Source organism: Sphingobacterium bovisgrunnientis (assembly GCF_009829085.1).
GTDB classification, from domain to species: Bacteria; Bacteroidota; Bacteroidia; order Sphingobacteriales; family Sphingobacteriaceae; genus Sphingobacterium; species Sphingobacterium bovisgrunnientis.
The window spans coordinates 1-13,206 of sequence record NZ_WUQY01000003.1 but is presented as its reverse complement, the minus strand read 5'-3'; the positions used below and the strand labels follow the sequence as shown (position 1 = coordinate 13,206).

The 13,206-nt window shown below is 31.9% G+C and carries 26 protein-coding genes; 3 read left to right on the top strand and 23 right to left on the bottom strand.

Annotated elements, in window-relative coordinates; translation table 11 throughout:
* Positions 1 to 3: 3 nt before the first annotated feature.
* The 22 genes from GOQ16_RS02375 to GOQ16_RS02275 all read right to left on the bottom strand — a co-directional run bounded on the left by GOQ16_RS02375 (position 4) and on the right by GOQ16_RS02275 (position 10,910).
* Positions 4 to 480 carry a J domain-containing protein gene (locus GOQ16_RS02375; RefSeq protein ID WP_160067535.1) on the bottom strand — a complete coding sequence of 159 codons (477 nt, stop codon included), beginning with the start codon at positions 478 to 480 and terminating at the stop codon, positions 4 to 6.
* A gap of 83 nt (positions 481 to 563) precedes the next feature.
* Positions 564 to 995, bottom strand: a complete 432-nt coding sequence (locus tag GOQ16_RS02370) for a hypothetical protein (protein WP_160067533.1) — start codon at positions 993 to 995, stop codon at positions 564 to 566.
* 27 nt (positions 996 to 1,022) lie between these two features.
* Positions 1,023 to 1,364: a VRR-NUC domain-containing protein gene (locus GOQ16_RS02365; protein WP_160067531.1), complete on the bottom strand. Its 342-nt coding sequence runs from the start codon at positions 1,362 to 1,364 to the stop codon at positions 1,023 to 1,025.
* A 33-nt stretch (positions 1,365 to 1,397) separates the two neighbouring features.
* Positions 1,398 to 1,832: an HNH endonuclease signature motif containing protein gene (locus GOQ16_RS02360; RefSeq protein ID WP_160067529.1), complete on the bottom strand. Its 435-nt coding sequence runs from the start codon at positions 1,830 to 1,832 to the stop codon at positions 1,398 to 1,400.
* Positions 1,833 to 1,834: 2 nt separating this feature from the next.
* Positions 1,835 to 2,035, bottom strand: a complete 201-nt coding sequence (locus GOQ16_RS02355; RefSeq protein WP_160067527.1) for a hypothetical protein — start codon at positions 2,033 to 2,035, stop codon at positions 1,835 to 1,837.
* 10 nt (positions 2,036 to 2,045) lie between these two features.
* Positions 2,046 to 2,672 carry a DUF6633 family protein gene (locus GOQ16_RS02350; protein WP_160067525.1) on the bottom strand — a complete coding sequence of 209 codons (627 nt, stop codon included), beginning with the start codon at positions 2,670 to 2,672 and terminating at the stop codon, positions 2,046 to 2,048.
* Positions 2,659 to 3,498, bottom strand: coding sequence for a hypothetical protein (locus GOQ16_RS02345; RefSeq protein ID WP_160067523.1), 840 nt, complete (start codon positions 3,496 to 3,498; stop codon positions 2,659 to 2,661). The genes GOQ16_RS02350 and GOQ16_RS02345 overlap by 14 nt, the downstream gene beginning before the upstream one ends.
* Before the next feature lie 177 nt (positions 3,499 to 3,675).
* A complete protein-coding gene (locus tag GOQ16_RS02340; protein WP_160067521.1) occupies positions 3,676 to 4,092 on the bottom strand; it encodes a hypothetical protein in 417 nt (138 codons plus the stop codon).
* Between the two features lie 16 nt (positions 4,093 to 4,108).
* Positions 4,109 to 5,140, bottom strand: coding sequence for a hypothetical protein (locus GOQ16_RS02335; RefSeq protein WP_160067519.1), 1,032 nt, complete (start codon positions 5,138 to 5,140; stop codon positions 4,109 to 4,111).
* A gap of 6 nt (positions 5,141 to 5,146) precedes the next feature.
* Positions 5,147 to 5,344, bottom strand: a complete 198-nt coding sequence (locus tag GOQ16_RS02330; protein WP_160067517.1) for a hypothetical protein — start codon at positions 5,342 to 5,344, stop codon at positions 5,147 to 5,149.
* A 28-nt stretch (positions 5,345 to 5,372) separates the two neighbouring features.
* The gene (locus GOQ16_RS02325) at positions 5,373 to 5,579 is read right to left on the bottom strand and encodes a hypothetical protein (RefSeq protein ID WP_160067515.1); all 207 of its coding nucleotides are present in this window, start codon (positions 5,577 to 5,579) and stop codon (positions 5,373 to 5,375) included.
* A gap of 214 nt (positions 5,580 to 5,793) precedes the next feature.
* Complete coding sequence (locus GOQ16_RS02320) at positions 5,794 to 6,114, bottom strand: helix-turn-helix domain-containing protein (protein ID WP_160067513.1); 321 nt, start codon at positions 6,112 to 6,114, stop codon at positions 5,794 to 5,796.
* Between the two features lies 1 nt (position 6,115).
* The gene (locus tag GOQ16_RS02315) at positions 6,116 to 6,625 is read right to left on the bottom strand and encodes a MazG-like family protein (protein WP_160067511.1); all 510 of its coding nucleotides are present in this window, start codon (positions 6,623 to 6,625) and stop codon (positions 6,116 to 6,118) included.
* Positions 6,626 to 6,662: 37 nt separating this feature from the next.
* Positions 6,663 to 7,034, bottom strand: a complete 372-nt coding sequence (locus tag GOQ16_RS02310; protein WP_160067509.1) for a DUF3127 domain-containing protein — start codon at positions 7,032 to 7,034, stop codon at positions 6,663 to 6,665.
* Between the two features lie 5 nt (positions 7,035 to 7,039).
* A complete protein-coding gene (locus GOQ16_RS02305) occupies positions 7,040 to 7,396 on the bottom strand; it encodes a hypothetical protein (RefSeq protein WP_160067507.1) in 357 nt (118 codons plus the stop codon).
* Positions 7,377 to 7,619, bottom strand: a complete 243-nt coding sequence (locus tag GOQ16_RS02300) for a hypothetical protein (protein WP_160067505.1) — start codon at positions 7,617 to 7,619, stop codon at positions 7,377 to 7,379. Before GOQ16_RS02300 ends, GOQ16_RS02305 begins: the two co-directional genes overlap by 20 nt.
* Complete coding sequence (locus tag GOQ16_RS02295; protein ID WP_160067503.1) at positions 7,613 to 8,179, bottom strand: 3'-5' exonuclease; 567 nt, start codon at positions 8,177 to 8,179, stop codon at positions 7,613 to 7,615. Before GOQ16_RS02295 ends, GOQ16_RS02300 begins: the two co-directional genes overlap by 7 nt.
* Before the next feature lie 2 nt (positions 8,180 to 8,181).
* Positions 8,182 to 9,048, bottom strand: a complete 867-nt coding sequence (locus tag GOQ16_RS02290; RefSeq protein ID WP_160067501.1) for a PD-(D/E)XK nuclease-like domain-containing protein — start codon at positions 9,046 to 9,048, stop codon at positions 8,182 to 8,184.
* A 2-nt stretch (positions 9,049 to 9,050) separates the two neighbouring features.
* Positions 9,051 to 9,851 carry an ERF family protein gene (locus tag GOQ16_RS02285; protein ID WP_160067499.1) on the bottom strand — a complete coding sequence of 267 codons (801 nt, stop codon included), beginning with the start codon at positions 9,849 to 9,851 and terminating at the stop codon, positions 9,051 to 9,053.
* A gap of 208 nt (positions 9,852 to 10,059) precedes the next feature.
* Positions 10,060 to 10,191: a hypothetical protein gene (locus GOQ16_RS17990; RefSeq protein WP_262886238.1), complete on the bottom strand. Its 132-nt coding sequence runs from the start codon at positions 10,189 to 10,191 to the stop codon at positions 10,060 to 10,062.
* The gene (locus GOQ16_RS02280; protein ID WP_160067497.1) at positions 10,188 to 10,541 is read right to left on the bottom strand and encodes a hypothetical protein; all 354 of its coding nucleotides are present in this window, start codon (positions 10,539 to 10,541) and stop codon (positions 10,188 to 10,190) included. The genes GOQ16_RS17990 and GOQ16_RS02280 overlap by 4 nt, the downstream gene beginning before the upstream one ends.
* Before the next feature lie 147 nt (positions 10,542 to 10,688).
* Positions 10,689 to 10,910 carry a hypothetical protein gene (locus GOQ16_RS02275; protein WP_160067495.1) on the bottom strand — a complete coding sequence of 74 codons (222 nt, stop codon included), beginning with the start codon at positions 10,908 to 10,910 and terminating at the stop codon, positions 10,689 to 10,691.
* A 101-nt stretch (positions 10,911 to 11,011) separates the two neighbouring features.
* Between GOQ16_RS02275 and GOQ16_RS02270 the strand changes: the two genes are divergently transcribed.
* The 3 genes from GOQ16_RS02270 to GOQ16_RS02260 are packed head-to-tail and all read left to right on the top strand — an operon-like array spanning position 11,012 to position 12,576.
* Positions 11,012 to 11,827 carry a S24 family peptidase gene (locus GOQ16_RS02270; RefSeq protein ID WP_160067493.1) on the top strand — a complete coding sequence of 272 codons (816 nt, stop codon included), beginning with the start codon at positions 11,012 to 11,014 and terminating at the stop codon, positions 11,825 to 11,827.
* Positions 11,828 to 12,208, top strand: coding sequence for a hypothetical protein (locus GOQ16_RS02265; RefSeq protein ID WP_160067491.1), 381 nt, complete (start codon positions 11,828 to 11,830; stop codon positions 12,206 to 12,208).
* On the top strand, positions 12,208 to 12,576 hold the full coding sequence (locus GOQ16_RS02260; protein ID WP_160067489.1) for a helix-turn-helix domain-containing protein: 369 nt from the start codon (positions 12,208 to 12,210) through the stop codon (positions 12,574 to 12,576). Before GOQ16_RS02265 ends, GOQ16_RS02260 begins: the two co-directional genes overlap by 1 nt.
* Here the strand turns inward: GOQ16_RS02260 and GOQ16_RS02255 are convergent.
* Complete coding sequence (locus GOQ16_RS02255) at positions 12,573 to 13,100, bottom strand: site-specific integrase (protein ID WP_262886245.1); 528 nt, start codon at positions 13,098 to 13,100, stop codon at positions 12,573 to 12,575. The genes GOQ16_RS02260 and GOQ16_RS02255 overlap by 4 nt on opposite strands.
* Between the last annotated feature and the right edge of the window lie 106 nt (positions 13,101 to 13,206).

Genomic DNA, 13,206 nt, shown 5'->3' with positions numbered 1-13,206 from the left:
TGTTTAAGCGCTTAAAGCAGCTCTGTTTGAAGTAGTGATAACACGACTTCCGTATTTTGATTTTATAGTGTCTAAATCGTGTCTACTACGACCAGATGACTTCTTTTCTTCTGGTCTGAAATACCAGGCACATTTTTTTGAAGCAAACATAAAACCAGCCTCTTTTAATTGCGTCTTATTTTTAAATGTATCACCGGTTACCCAAATCCATGCCCCAACCAGTTCTATTATTAAACCATCTAAGCCAGCAATGCCATTAATAGCGTTTTGATACTTTTCAGACATTTCAAATATATCCTCAGTTTCTTGACTTGTGAAGCCCTTATTGCTTGCTAACTTTGCTATTGCTAGCTTATATTCAGCATTAATCATTTGCATGATTTCAGTAGATCCACCTTTGTCAGGATGGTTTTCAAATGCTAATTTTTTGAATAGACTCTTTACCTCGTCTAGGGTTTTACAGTTGTTGAAAAATTTCATTAATGTTGTGTTTTTGTGTGTTACTTTCAATACAACAAATATAAACAACTTTATTTATATAAACAAATAGTTTTATATATTTTTTATTCTTTTTTGATATACTTTAAAACAAAAGAATTTATCATATCTCTATAATCCGAATAAATGCGGTAATAATGCTTTGCACTGGTAATGTATTTTTTTGGATGTATTTTTAAAGCATTCAAAAGAATTTTAGTTTGTTCTTTAGTTAATCGTTGATCAACGCCTAATGAGTAATAGAAAGGACAACATAAACAATAATAGATAAATGCTATATCTCTTTTGATTTCAACAATTCCAGGTATTTTAACATTAGATTCTAGCAAATCGATTGGTTTATCTCTTTCTTTCAAATAGTCCTCAATGATGTCATTAATTGAAAAATCTGTATTACCGTCCTTTTGAAGAAGATCGTTGAAAACGGTATCAACATGTTTTGCTAAATCCCATGATATAGCCTCCAGGATTTTAAGTTTCATTTTTTCAGCCACCATATAAGAAAATTTTAAGAGTTATAGATTTTATTTCATAAACTTATCAACCACTGCAATGAATTCCTCTATGCTTCTGCAGATTACGATCTTATGTTTTAATTGACGCAAAACAACATGGACAGCATCTTGTTTGTCGCTTGTTTGGCTATTCCGATGGAGTGTTTTCATTTCCACAAACAGTATATCCTTCTCTTTGATGATTTGTAGATCAGGAAATCCAGCTTTCAGTCCCATTTTTTTTAACCTCCCCCCTGTTCTTGCATTCCTGCGTCCTTCATTTGGAATTGACACTATCAGCCCTAATCCCCTATTTTGATATTTTAACGTGAACCAGTCAACACAAGATTTTTGAATATCACTTTCAGCCATTATATCAAATATTATTTTTAGATATATTTAAGTTCAAAAAAATTCTAGTCTACTTAAAGAAAAACCTTTCTCCTTTGCAAATTCTGGGTGTGTCTCAATATAATTATGACACGGCCTGCATAATGCTAAAAAGTTAGTTTCATCAGTTAAATTTTTACCCAAACGGCCCCGAGGATGATGTAAATCAGTAGCTAAATGAGTACAACCAGATAATTGAGCTTGACATGTTTTGTTATGCTCCATAAAGATACGTCTTTTTTTAACATACAAAGCATTTTCAATCTTTCTTTTTTTGCTAAATTTTGGGATATTATAAATTTTATTTGTAGGGGTTATAATACCTCTTTTTTCCTTTTCTAACTTTTTCAGTTTACTCCGGTGTTTCCAATAGCAATAACCACATTTTCCAGCAGTAATGTAAGATTCTTTGGAGCACTCAGAGCAACTGCCCTTTTTTGCTTTAATCATACCTAATTCAATGATATGGTTGGCAATTGCTTACGCTCATTTATTTTACCCTCTTCATGAGCTGAAGCTAATTCAATTTGGAAAAACATTTCTAAACGACGTGCTAATGCTTCCTTTTGCTCCTCGTTTAATTTTAAAAACCCGGTTTCAGTAGCAATGATACTTGGTAATCTTCTAACAATTTTATCTTTTAAGTTTGTCATGGTGTGTGTATTATTTCGAATTAATGATATTGTTTACTTTTCTCTCAATGAAGGTGTCAATGGTAAATACCGTTTGGCCAATTTTTAAAGCCCTCAGACCAATTTGTATTCCGTATTTGGAAAAGAGATTATCGAATTGCTTTAATGCTCTCTTATGAAATAATTCTGCTTCTGTAGGAGTAGCTGGTTTCCGAATGTTTACTTTTTCAGCATGCATCTTATCGGAAATTTCTTTATGAGCTTTACTAATTACAGCAAGCATATCAGGATGATAAGTTTGAAAATCATTTTTCTTCTGCTCTCCGTCTTTCATTCTCACATATTCAGCTCTTTCGATATCATATTCGGTCAATGCTGTTAAAATAACACTCTCATCCATCCTATCGTAAAATTTGCCGTAAGCACCTAATTTCATTTTTTGAAAGAAGAGTTTTAGATCAGCAAAATTCAAATAGTAAAATGTTTGTTGAATTTGCTGAATAAGAGATGCTATTTGTGGTACCGACATGTTTTTTCCTAAATTCAAACTTTCCGTAAAATCAGCAATAAGGTCCACTAAAACCGCCTTAACAGGTGTGTCTCCATAATGCTTTTTCATTCTTACTAATGATGGGATATCAGCTCTAAGAACATCCATTTGATTGTTCAGAACTAGAGAGGATAATTTGTTTTGCCAGATCTCTAACTTTGGCAACGTCATCAGCTCTCTGTTGTCTGCTTTGACTAGTTGTAATTGTTGTTTTTCCATTGAAATTTTGTTTAGTATTTTTTGACCATGTGGCTAACCTGCGTCCGATATCAAAAACCTTTTGCATTTCGAACCTCATTTTTTTGCTGTTATCATTTTTTTCAGTCCAGTATGAATAAAATTCATTAAGCATTTCTTTTTCGTATTTACCGACGTATGGAGTAATTTTTTCAATAAACTCAACTTTTCTGCTTTCAATATCTTTTTTATCATTTTGAGGTGTGGACGAAAATTCATTTTCGGCACTATTTAACTTTATAGATTCTTTATTTCTTTCATTCTTTATATTCTTATTATTCTTTATATTCTTGTTTGTAGTTGCTCGTTTGTTATTCGTTTGTTGCTCGCTTGTTGATTGATTGTTATTCGTTTGTTGCTCTGCTAGTTGATCGTCATCTACTGTTTGATAAAAATCATAGTTTACAATAGTAATAACACTGTTTTTGGTGCTACTTTCGATTGTTATTTCGTTTGTTGATTTTAGTTTTTTCAACGAAGTTCTTAGCTGTTGAACTGACAAAGAAGTTTCAACCGATAATGCGTTAATTCCTGTTAATAATTGTCCTCTTTTTATAACATTTCCTTGGAATTTATTGTCTTTATGATTAGCCCTAATAAGCAAATGCAGGAAAAGCGATCTGGTGTTTAAGTCTTTGTACCATTCCCAATCTAAAAGACTTCTATGCAACTTTATCCACCCTAATGTATTGGACATTACTCCCCCCTTCCTTCAATTAAAAAGTACGACATCATAGCAGTAAATAATCCCAGAAAAAATATAGCTAAACTAAAAGCATAATATCCATCTTGGAATATTTTAAAACTATTAGAAGAAAAGAAAACAAGTATTCCACCGCTGACAATAAATTTTAATATGATCTTTGATAATGTTTTACGCACTTTTTGCCCCCTTTCCTTCAACAAGTTCTAAGAATTGCTCTCTTACATATAAGTAAGGTTGACCAGTCATTTCCTCAATAGCTTTGAAAATTTTCTTTTTCTTGGTATTGCTTAATTTTACTTGATTCGCTTGGATTAGCATATTTTCGAGATGATCAATGTAACGATGCGAATTGCCTAAAGATGTATTAAGCCGTTCAACTTCCTTTTTAAGCTCTCTATTCTCATGGATTTTATTGCTTTCTATTTGTACGTACTTACCAAATTCGTTAAATACAGCTATTCCAAAGAGTTTTACAGCGTGTTCAAAGCCTTTGACATATTCTGAATTGAATTGTCCTTTAATTTCTTTAGAAAGGACGTATGAAATCCTATTGAGGATTTGATTAATTTTAAATTTAATATGCATGGATTATAAATTATGGTTACTTCACTTTTTCCGCTTCCACTCTTTCTAAGATCAGATCAAAATCAATCCTAGCTTCATGTGAATGAATATGCTTTTCTCTGAATTCAATAAGCATATCGTAAAGGCCTAATTGCTTAGCAACAAAAAGCTTTAATTTTTTAATTGCTGCTTGAAAGAAATTGTCCTTTTTTAAGACTTCCTTTATATTGGAATTTGTGATAATAACATCTTCACCTTTTTCGTCTTTACGGACAAACTCAACTGAGCTACCAACTATAATTGGTTTAACCTCAGTTTTGATATAATCTGGAACTTTAGAAATAAACTGTGTATCGTCATAAGTTTCATCAACAAAATTCCATTTTTCAAAACTGTCAAGTATTCTTGATGCAGACCAGTTTACATCAAACGATCTTGGCACTGATCTATCCCGATCAAGTTGTAAGTGTTCAGGACGAATATTATACGCTCTGCTTAAATTGTTTAATTGAGCCACAAACAAACCGCCTGAATAGACATTCCCTTTAGGTTTATCAACAATATCACCGTAATAAGGATCTGTGTAAATTATATCCTTTTTAGTAATAATATTGGACCGAAAAGATTTGAATATTTTTGCCTCTACTTCAAATTGGATAGTGAATTTACCTACATTGCCCTTTATGGGAAAATAATTAAAGCAGAAACATTCACCAATTTCAGCGTCTGAATAAGTACCAGGAATAACAACGCTTTTATTAGTGACAATCCTGCTAACAAATCCGTTTCTTAACAAGATCATAAATGCCATTTTAACACCTTCACCATGTTTACCAATTGAACCTTCTTTTTTACGAGAATTACCTATTCTTAGAAAGTCTAAATTTTCAGGTTGCCAATCATTCGACAAAGTGACCGTTAAAAGGTTATGGTGTTTTTTATGAGGCTTTACCGTTTCTTTAAATTTGCCATAATCAAAAAAGTTTTGATAAATTTCACGTAATGCGTGCTCAACACCCCAATCTTTTAAATAATCGGTGCCAAATCCGTAATAGATTTTATTTTGCATATCTAACTAATTTAAAGTTACCGTCATACCAGCCATTACTGTCACTATCTCATCAAAATTTCGGTCTATTTCTTGATGAATTAGAATTGAGCAAACGCAATTCATAGTTTTTTTGACAGCCTTTTCTTTGGTTACTACCTCAGATGTTAAACCTTCTACAACTAGCTTACCGGCTATTTGTACAATTAATTTCGAATTTTTCATGTGTGTTACTTTTAATTTGTGTTAATAATTAAGCTTCGACGCTGGAAATGTAGTCTTCAATATGTTCTTGAATAAGATCCATTGAGATATGAGATAATAATTCTTTCTTTTCATCATCTGTCATACCTTTTACTAGTTCTTCTATTGAAATCCCTTTAAGCTCTAAATTACAAGCATAATTGCCATACTGTGGCGCAATTTTTACATCGTCGAATGTTTTAAGTGAAATATCCATTGCGTTAAATTTTAATTAAAAACCCTTTAATCCTCTCGATGGTAGCATCATCTTAAGGACCAAGGGCTTCAAAATTTGAAAATTAGAATAAGTATCTGTAAGCAATGCTACTGCTTCACCAGGCTAAATTAAAAACGATTAACACCACAAATATAAACCTATTTATTTATATATCAAATATATTTTTTAGATATATTTTAAAATAAAGAAAACACTAAAAACGACGTAAGCCTTTTGGCTTTTTAATTTCGATCTTGTTGTATTCTTCAAGATCAGACTTTTTAAAGTAATTCTTTGTACCTATTTTACGATACGGAATTATCCCGTCACGCTTCCATCTGTGTAATGTGTTTTTTTTGATTTTTAGCACAACTAATGCTTCATCAAAGGTTAAAAGCTCATCATGATCATTTGGAAGAGTTGGAGCAGATTCATACTTTTCCTTTAAGCCTTTGATTTCCTCTTCAAGACCCTCCATTTTTTTTAAGATCAATCCTAATACATGCGGAACTTGTTCAAAGGTTATTTCGCTCATATTATTTCACCTCCTTGTCTTTTGAAGTATTGCGTCTTGATTTACCTGATGTTACGTTCTTTTCATCTTTCACAAAAACACCATCAACTATTTTTCCTGTACGCTTTGAAATAACTTCATAAGCTGACTGAGTACACACCTCTAATGTTAGTCCGTTCTCTTTTGCTAATCGATTTAATGCCTCTTGAGCTCGAATTACATCAATGGAAATATCTTTATTTCTAGCTATCTTTTGGAAAATTTCGACGATCCAGTTAGCTGTTATAAAAACATTTGATTTACCTAGTTCCTCAAAAGATGGTTTAAGTTCTGCAAGCTTACTAACTATAATTAATGTTACGTTAACATCTCCTATTGCATCTTTTACCTCTTCTGGATTTTTATCAATCAAAGCTGTAATCAACTCTGTAAGTTCCTCAAATGTCTTTTTGATTTGAGTTAATGGTGTAGCATTAGATAATATACCTTTATCGTCTGCCCATTGGATAATATTGTTATTTAAATCTTTCATGATATATTTTTAAAATGAATTTATATTTTGTTTGAAACTAGAATGGTAAATCATCATCGTCCGCTCCGCCAGAAATATCAACTGGTGCAGGGATGTTAGAATAATCAGTATTAGTAGCTGGTTGTTGATTGCTTAATGGTGAAACTCTCCAGGCAACCAAAGAATTAAAATAAGTAGTTGCACCATCCTTATTTGTCCAAGGACGTCCTTTAATATTGAAATCTATAGAAACATCTTGTCCAACTTTTAAATTATCAAAAATTGAGACTCTATCTTGCATTGCCTGAAATGTAATATACTCCACAAATTGTGGGTTTTCCCAATATGCTAAAACTAGTTCTCTCTTTTTGAAACTGTCAGTTACTTGTTGAACTGGTCCTATTTCGTGGACTCTACCTTTTATATCCATATTTTTTATGTTGTTTGATAACGACTTTGATCTAACTCATGCTTTTTAAATGAAAGAATGCTCCTAAGACTTTCAATCGAGTGACTAATATTTGCTACGAACCTATCTATAAGGTTTAATAAGAATAGTTCTTCTTTTGCAAGCTCAAGGAAGATTGTTTTTCTATCCGTTGCCGTATACCCCTTGTAAAAATCACTTATTAATAATGTTGCAATTTTAGTGTTGTACAATTGTTTTGCAGTAGCAAGACAATAAGACGCTGTGCTTTGAAGAGACGCTAATTCTTGAAGTTTTCCAAGCACTTCGTCTGGATTGTCTCTATCTATTTGCTGCTCGATAGCTTCACCAATCTGGGTAATCATTATCGACAACTTTTGCAGACTCTTGGTGTGCTCCTGTTCCTTCATTGTATTGTTTTTTTATACTGTTAATAACTGATGATAATTGACGAACTGAAACTAAAAGCATTACTTTATCTACGTCTTCATGAATTAAATTTTGAACTGCAGATTGCTCTACTTTATCCGATAATTTGCAAGCATTGGTAATTAATTTATCAATGCTTATTTCGATAGCCTCTAGCATACTTTATAATAGATTAATCGTGTTAATTCTACGTCGTATAACGCATCGTGTAGACGCGAATCATCCACTTCTATACCTACTATTTTAGCTACTGTAGAAAGCTTAAAATCCTTTAGTGTGGATCGTACATCTTTGAATTTTTGAGTAGCCAAAACATTAACATCTAAACTATTGCCCCAAAACCATGAAAAGAAATAATCATCACCGTTCTGTTTGAAAAAAGCATTTAGAAAAGGATCATCAAAGCCGGTATTTCGGAATCCACATAAGAATATTTTATCCTTTTTATCGAATTTATCCACGTACTTAGAAAGCATTTGAATAAACTTTTGATATCCTGTAATCATTGTTAATTCGTAACCGTTTAAATCCTCACGTGTAACGTTAGCTACTTTTAATGCATTATCATCTATTACTGCATTTGGATTGGGTTGCATCTTAAAATTAAATGATTCTTTCACCTCACCATCAATTTCAAGAATTCCAGATAATTGATGAATACCATTTTTCCAAAACATGGTACCAGTTGTTTCCAGGTCGTTAAAAAGAATTTTAGCCATTTCTATATTAAATAAGGTGGAAGATCCATTTTATAAATACCTTCATCAGTTGAAGCCCTGTATTCGAACGATTCATTAAAATAACCTGTTTCAAGGCATGATTTGAACTCTTTAATTAGTCCTTCAAAAATTGATACACCTTTTAAGACAAGGTCTTCCATCAAATGATGCACAGACACTTCACATTCTCTATCAACAGCTATGATATAATATGGTAAAACTTCACCTACTGCAGTTGTATATACGCCTGCTTGTAAATGGTAATTTTGATAAATAATATCACGTTGGAATTTTCGAGGCTCTGCATCAGCACATATTTTTAAGTCAATTATAACTTCACCTATTCCATCTAAAAAAGAGATAAACTTAAGACCTTCAAAATCCCATTCTATTTTGTGCTCAGTTTGCTGAATCAAACTCAAGACTTGTTTAGCAGCCCTATTATTTATTACTGCATTCGCCATTCGTTCAGCTAACTTTAAAGTATCAGCAGAAACAAGCTCTTTATTTGGATATAAGCTTATTTGTTCAGCTTTCCATTCTTTATAAGCCTTTGTTGATCTAGGACTTGCACCGCCAATTTCAACAACCATTTCAGAATCTGTGAAAAACTGATCTTCTACAGTATGTGGCTCTAAAACCATTGCGTGTACAAGTTTTCCCAATAACATTGAATCAGTAGTTTCAAAAGCTTTCATTTTATAATTAATAAAAGCGTTTGGACTTCTTTTGAATTTTGATAAGGCAGAATAACTCAACTTTGAGGTACCTGATTTTATATCCTTAATCAAATTTTTTATGAAATTAGCTCTTTTTTCAGCCTCAGAGAGTTTACTTTCTAAGGCTGGATTTTCATTTAAAAGTATCATAACTATGCAGTTTGTTTTTTGGTATTAGCGTTTAAAAACTCTTTCTTTTTAACGCCTAATTGAGACACAAAATCAGTATCAGTGTGTAATAATTGAGCGTCATCAAAGATTTTACTTAAATCCTCTGTACTTGTTGCAAAATCAATTCTACGCATGCAGATAAGTTTTAAAAATTCAGCATTTTCGTGTAACTGTTTATTGTTGTTCCAAATAGTATTGAGAGCCACTAAATCAGTTGTTTTACCGACAACCTTCACTAATGTAGGTGCAAGAGTTGTTGCAGTAACTGGTTTTGCATTTTCGGATTGATTTTCAGAACCTTTTTGACCTGGTACTGGCATATCATCAGAATGTTTGTTATCTGTATCGTCAACCGTTCCAGTAGGCACAAGAAATAAATTGAGTAATACATTTTTCAAAGCGTATGTAGTTGCTTTACCTGCGCTTTTATCTTGAGAATCCACACCATGGCCATATCCTGAAATAATTTGACTTTCACCACTTGTGTGCATTACTAAGTATTTCGGTTCAACCTCTGTAAATACTGATTGCTTAACCTTTACACCGCTTTTTTGGCCATTATAATACGTGTCTTCTTCCCAACGTTCAACTTTTACAGTTGGATTAACTTCTAAAGGAAAAATAACTAATCCATGTTTACGCATAGCTTTACCAATAGCTAACTTTACATCTTTATCAGATACACCTTTATAAGAGCTTGCACCGCTTCCAACGGTCATATTTTTTTCGATGTTTTCTACCTCACCCATAACGGCAAGAATAGCACTCACTAAATTTGTCATAATGTCAGATATTAAAGGTTTATAATGATAATAAAACAGAAAGACCCAAAAATTAGAGCTATAACAGCTAATTGAAAAAAGAAATGTAAAGCTTCTTTAGCTGGGCTAAATTCACTAGATACTACATTGTATTCAAGCGAACGGAAAAATTTAAGAATTGATTTCATGTGTGTTACTTTTATGTGTTAAAAAAAAATATCTAATATTCCTATTTGATATACTCAGTTTGAATTTTTTTTATGTCGTGGTGCGAAAACCAATCTTCATAAATGATCTCTTTACCATCTTCTACTTTAATAAAGATCACCTCAGTACCGTGAGGCAATTTATTATAGATCATTGCGTCATACATACTTTCTCATTTATATCAAATAATTGTAATACTTGCTCATTAGCTACTTCTAAGGCTGTTTGTATCGCCAAAGTATAATCGTAGGAATCATCACCAGGATACGCATTTATATCTTCAAAATTAGGTGCGTCATAATCATTGTTAAACCAACCCCTAATAGATGAACTTCTTTGAGCAGAAAATTCTACTTCTACCTCTTTAAGGTCTTCATCATTAAAAAACCCTTCATTGTAATTTGACAAATTGACATAATATGCTTTTAAGCTGTAATTGTCATTTTCTTGATCTACGAGAACAAACTTTTCTGATTGACCTTCGATAATTGTTAAATCTTTCATAACTTTGATTTGTGTTAAAATGCATCCCTTGCGGGTGTGTTACTTTTAATAAGCCCTATTACCGTAGGGCTTTATTTGTTTTGATACTCAAAGATACATATAGATACATATAGATACAAATTTATTTTAATATTTATTTTTGTATTTTTATTTACTCTTTGTGTTAGGATCTTTCCGCCATACATAAAAACTGTCTTTTTTTGTTTTTGTTTTGTAATTATATGTAGAATTTTCTTTTTTTATTCTAGCAATTACAAGCCTTATATAATGCCTTTTTTCAGCTGGAAATTGCAAACATTGACAATTTACCTTTAAAGAAAGCAATGCCTCTTTGACAGTTGGTTCTATAGATTTGTTTAAAAGTTTCATTTATTATATATTGGTATAATATTTGACTAATGAAGATACAATATAAATTGTATCAATACATATCAAAGATACAAATTTATACAAATTAAACAATTGAAAAAATGTTAAAAAATTTGGAGATTGCCATCAAAGAAAAGTTTATAAAAAAAGGATTAGCAGCCCAAGCATTAAACATGAATCAAGGCAATTTATCCAAGCTTATTGCCACTCCAGAAGAAGCTGTGGATAATCTTTGGAACACTACAATTGTTAAATTAGAAAAAACATTTCCTGAATATAATATTGAGTGGCTTCTTGGAAAATCAGAAATAAAATACAGTAGTGAGAAGCATAATAATTTCCAAATAAATAATCTTAAATCTCAATTAAATTCTAATGGAAACATTTTAGGAGACATTCCATACAATGAAATAGCCATGTTTGACGAGGATGGCAATACAAAGTTTTATGAAATATCTCCAGGAGTATATAGAATGAAAGTTCCATTGATTAGCGAGACTGCTAAAGCTGGTGTTCTTTCAGGTTTTGCAGACGCTGAATATATTGAAGATCAAGAATACATAGTAACTACTGTTTATAGGTATCATAAAGGAAGATACAAAGCTTTCCGAGTAATGGGAGACAGCATGGATGTTGACAAAAGAACGACCTTTATTCATGGTGATGTTGTAATTGGAAGAGAAATAGCTCCTGAGTTATGGAAATCTCGTTTCCACACCCACAAATATCCATTTTATATTTTTGTAACTAAAAATGATGGAATTATTTTTAAAGAGTTAGTCGATCACAATGTAAATGAAGGCATAGTAACACTCCACTCTTTAAATGAAGACAAGGAAACCTACCCTGACTTTACAGTTGATTTAAAAGAGGTCGCATTTATTTATAATGTAGTAAAAAGAGAAGTAGAAATATAGATGAGCATAAACAACGTGAAAAATGAAATAAATATATCCGATACGGTTATAGATTTCCTAAAATCAAAAGATATATTTAAAAACGATGAAATACATTTTGTAACAGGAAAACAGCAAAGACCATCCAGGACCAAATTAATTTTGGTTAACACCTTGTTTGCAATGCAGGATGAAGACGATAATGAAATAATCGGGAGTCTTAATGTAAATATACAAGATGAAGATACCATTTGGATTGAGTATATCGGAGAGATTCTAAATTTATTTCTTGACGAAAGCATTATAGGTAACTATAGATTAGAATTCACTAACGAACATTTATTCAAAGTTTCAAAAGATCTATATTTCAAAAATCTAAAATTTAAATTTACATCAATATAATGGCACTAAAAGAAATTGAATACAACGCCGAAGCTGCACGCTTTGTCAAATTTAGAGAAAAGATGGAGCTTTCACAGGTGGAAATAGCAAAAATCCTAGAAACCAAGCAACCTAATATTAGTAAAATTGAAAAAGGTGAAAGACCATTAACATTTTCTATGCTAAGAATTCTTCGTAAAAAATATAAACTCAATATAAATTGGTATATCACTGGCCAGGGTACGATGCTAAATGAAGAGGAAGACAAATCTACTATTCTTGCAGATTTAGCAACGATAAAAAAAGATTATGAAGATCTCTCCAAGTTATATGACAATTTAAGAAGCACTGTTAACAAGCTTGTGCGCGACGTATACTCCAAGGATTAGATATCTAGCTTCTTCATCCAATCTGATAACATATGTGATTTTTCTTCGTTCGTCGCTTTGATATAACGTAGAAACATTTCCTCCTTTTTATGTCCAGTTGCTGACATAATCAATAACGTAGGTACACCAAGTTTAAACATATTGGTTGCATACGATCTCCTTCCTGTATGACTTGTAACCATTGAGCTGAGCATAATTTTCTGACCATCCTTATCGCGCCCGATCATTCTATCAATGCCAATTTCTTTGAGTGCACAAATTTCTTTAATAGTTCTATTAAAGTGCTGATTGCTACACACAGGAGGGAGCTTTCCATCATAACGAGATAAAACATCCCTCATCCCTTTCATAATCGGGATTGTTACACGGTTTTCAGTTTTATCTTGCTTGATACGAATGTAGTCGTTATCAATATCAATTACCTCCAATTTAGAAAAATCACTAAATCGTAATGCAGAATAGCATGCTATTAGAAAAAGATCACGTACATGATGATAACATTCATCAATTTCTGCATCCTTAATTTTATTTATTTCCTCTAATGATTATTCCGAACAAAGTACACCAGCTGTTCCGCTGTAAAGTACACCAGTTTTAACCAATAATTTGGACTTATTGCCACTGGATTTA

Excerpts from the sequence above, each read along its gene's own strand:
- GOQ16_RS02375 (WP_160067535.1), bottom strand. The coding sequence starts at position 480 with ATGAAATTTTTCAACAACTGTAAAACCCTAGACGAGGTAAAGAGTCTA.
- GOQ16_RS02370 (WP_160067533.1), bottom strand. The coding sequence starts at position 995 with ATGGTGGCTGAAAAAATGAAACTTAAAATCCTGGAGGCTATATCATGG.
- GOQ16_RS02365 (WP_160067531.1), bottom strand. The coding sequence starts at position 1,364 with ATGGCTGAAAGTGATATTCAAAAATCTTGTGTTGACTGGTTCACGTTA.
- GOQ16_RS02360 (WP_160067529.1), bottom strand. The coding sequence starts at position 1,832 with ATGATTAAAGCAAAAAAGGGCAGTTGCTCTGAGTGCTCCAAAGAATCT.
- GOQ16_RS02355 (WP_160067527.1), bottom strand. The coding sequence starts at position 2,035 with ATGACAAACTTAAAAGATAAAATTGTTAGAAGATTACCAAGTATCATT.
- GOQ16_RS02350 (WP_160067525.1), bottom strand. The coding sequence starts at position 2,672 with ATGGATGTTCTTAGAGCTGATATCCCATCATTAGTAAGAATGAAAAAG.
- GOQ16_RS02345 (WP_160067523.1), bottom strand. The coding sequence starts at position 3,498 with ATGTCCAATACATTAGGGTGGATAAAGTTGCATAGAAGTCTTTTAGAT.
- GOQ16_RS02340 (WP_160067521.1), bottom strand. The coding sequence starts at position 4,092 with ATGCATATTAAATTTAAAATTAATCAAATCCTCAATAGGATTTCATAC.
- GOQ16_RS02335 (WP_160067519.1), bottom strand. The coding sequence starts at position 5,140 with ATGCAAAATAAAATCTATTACGGATTTGGCACCGATTATTTAAAAGAT.
- GOQ16_RS02330 (WP_160067517.1), bottom strand. The coding sequence starts at position 5,344 with ATGAAAAATTCGAAATTAATTGTACAAATAGCCGGTAAGCTAGTTGTA.
- GOQ16_RS02325 (WP_160067515.1), bottom strand. The coding sequence starts at position 5,579 with ATGGATATTTCACTTAAAACATTCGACGATGTAAAAATTGCGCCACAG.
- GOQ16_RS02320 (WP_160067513.1), bottom strand. The coding sequence starts at position 6,114 with ATGAGCGAAATAACCTTTGAACAAGTTCCGCATGTATTAGGATTGATC.
- GOQ16_RS02315 (WP_160067511.1), bottom strand. The coding sequence starts at position 6,625 with ATGAAAGATTTAAATAACAATATTATCCAATGGGCAGACGATAAAGGT.
- GOQ16_RS02310 (WP_160067509.1), bottom strand. The coding sequence starts at position 7,034 with ATGGATATAAAAGGTAGAGTCCACGAAATAGGACCAGTTCAACAAGTA.
- GOQ16_RS02305 (WP_160067507.1), bottom strand. The coding sequence starts at position 7,396 with ATGATTACCCAGATTGGTGAAGCTATCGAGCAGCAAATAGATAGAGAC.
- GOQ16_RS02300 (WP_160067505.1), bottom strand. The coding sequence starts at position 7,619 with ATGCTAGAGGCTATCGAAATAAGCATTGATAAATTAATTACCAATGCT.
- GOQ16_RS02295 (WP_160067503.1), bottom strand. The coding sequence starts at position 8,179 with ATGGCTAAAATTCTTTTTAACGACCTGGAAACAACTGGTACCATGTTT.
- GOQ16_RS02290 (WP_160067501.1), bottom strand. The coding sequence starts at position 9,048 with ATGATACTTTTAAATGAAAATCCAGCCTTAGAAAGTAAACTCTCTGAG.
- GOQ16_RS02285 (WP_160067499.1), bottom strand. The coding sequence starts at position 9,851 with ATGACAAATTTAGTGAGTGCTATTCTTGCCGTTATGGGTGAGGTAGAA.
- GOQ16_RS17990 (WP_262886238.1), bottom strand. The coding sequence starts at position 10,191 with ATGATCTATAATAAATTGCCTCACGGTACTGAGGTGATCTTTATTAAA.
- GOQ16_RS02280 (WP_160067497.1), bottom strand. The coding sequence starts at position 10,541 with ATGAAAGATTTAACAATTATCGAAGGTCAATCAGAAAAGTTTGTTCTC.
- GOQ16_RS02275 (WP_160067495.1), bottom strand. The coding sequence starts at position 10,910 with ATGAAACTTTTAAACAAATCTATAGAACCAACTGTCAAAGAGGCATTG.
- GOQ16_RS02270 (WP_160067493.1), top strand. The coding sequence starts at position 11,012 with ATGTTAAAAAATTTGGAGATTGCCATCAAAGAAAAGTTTATAAAAAAA.
- GOQ16_RS02265 (WP_160067491.1), top strand. The coding sequence starts at position 11,828 with ATGAGCATAAACAACGTGAAAAATGAAATAAATATATCCGATACGGTT.
- GOQ16_RS02260 (WP_160067489.1), top strand. The coding sequence starts at position 12,208 with ATGGCACTAAAAGAAATTGAATACAACGCCGAAGCTGCACGCTTTGTC.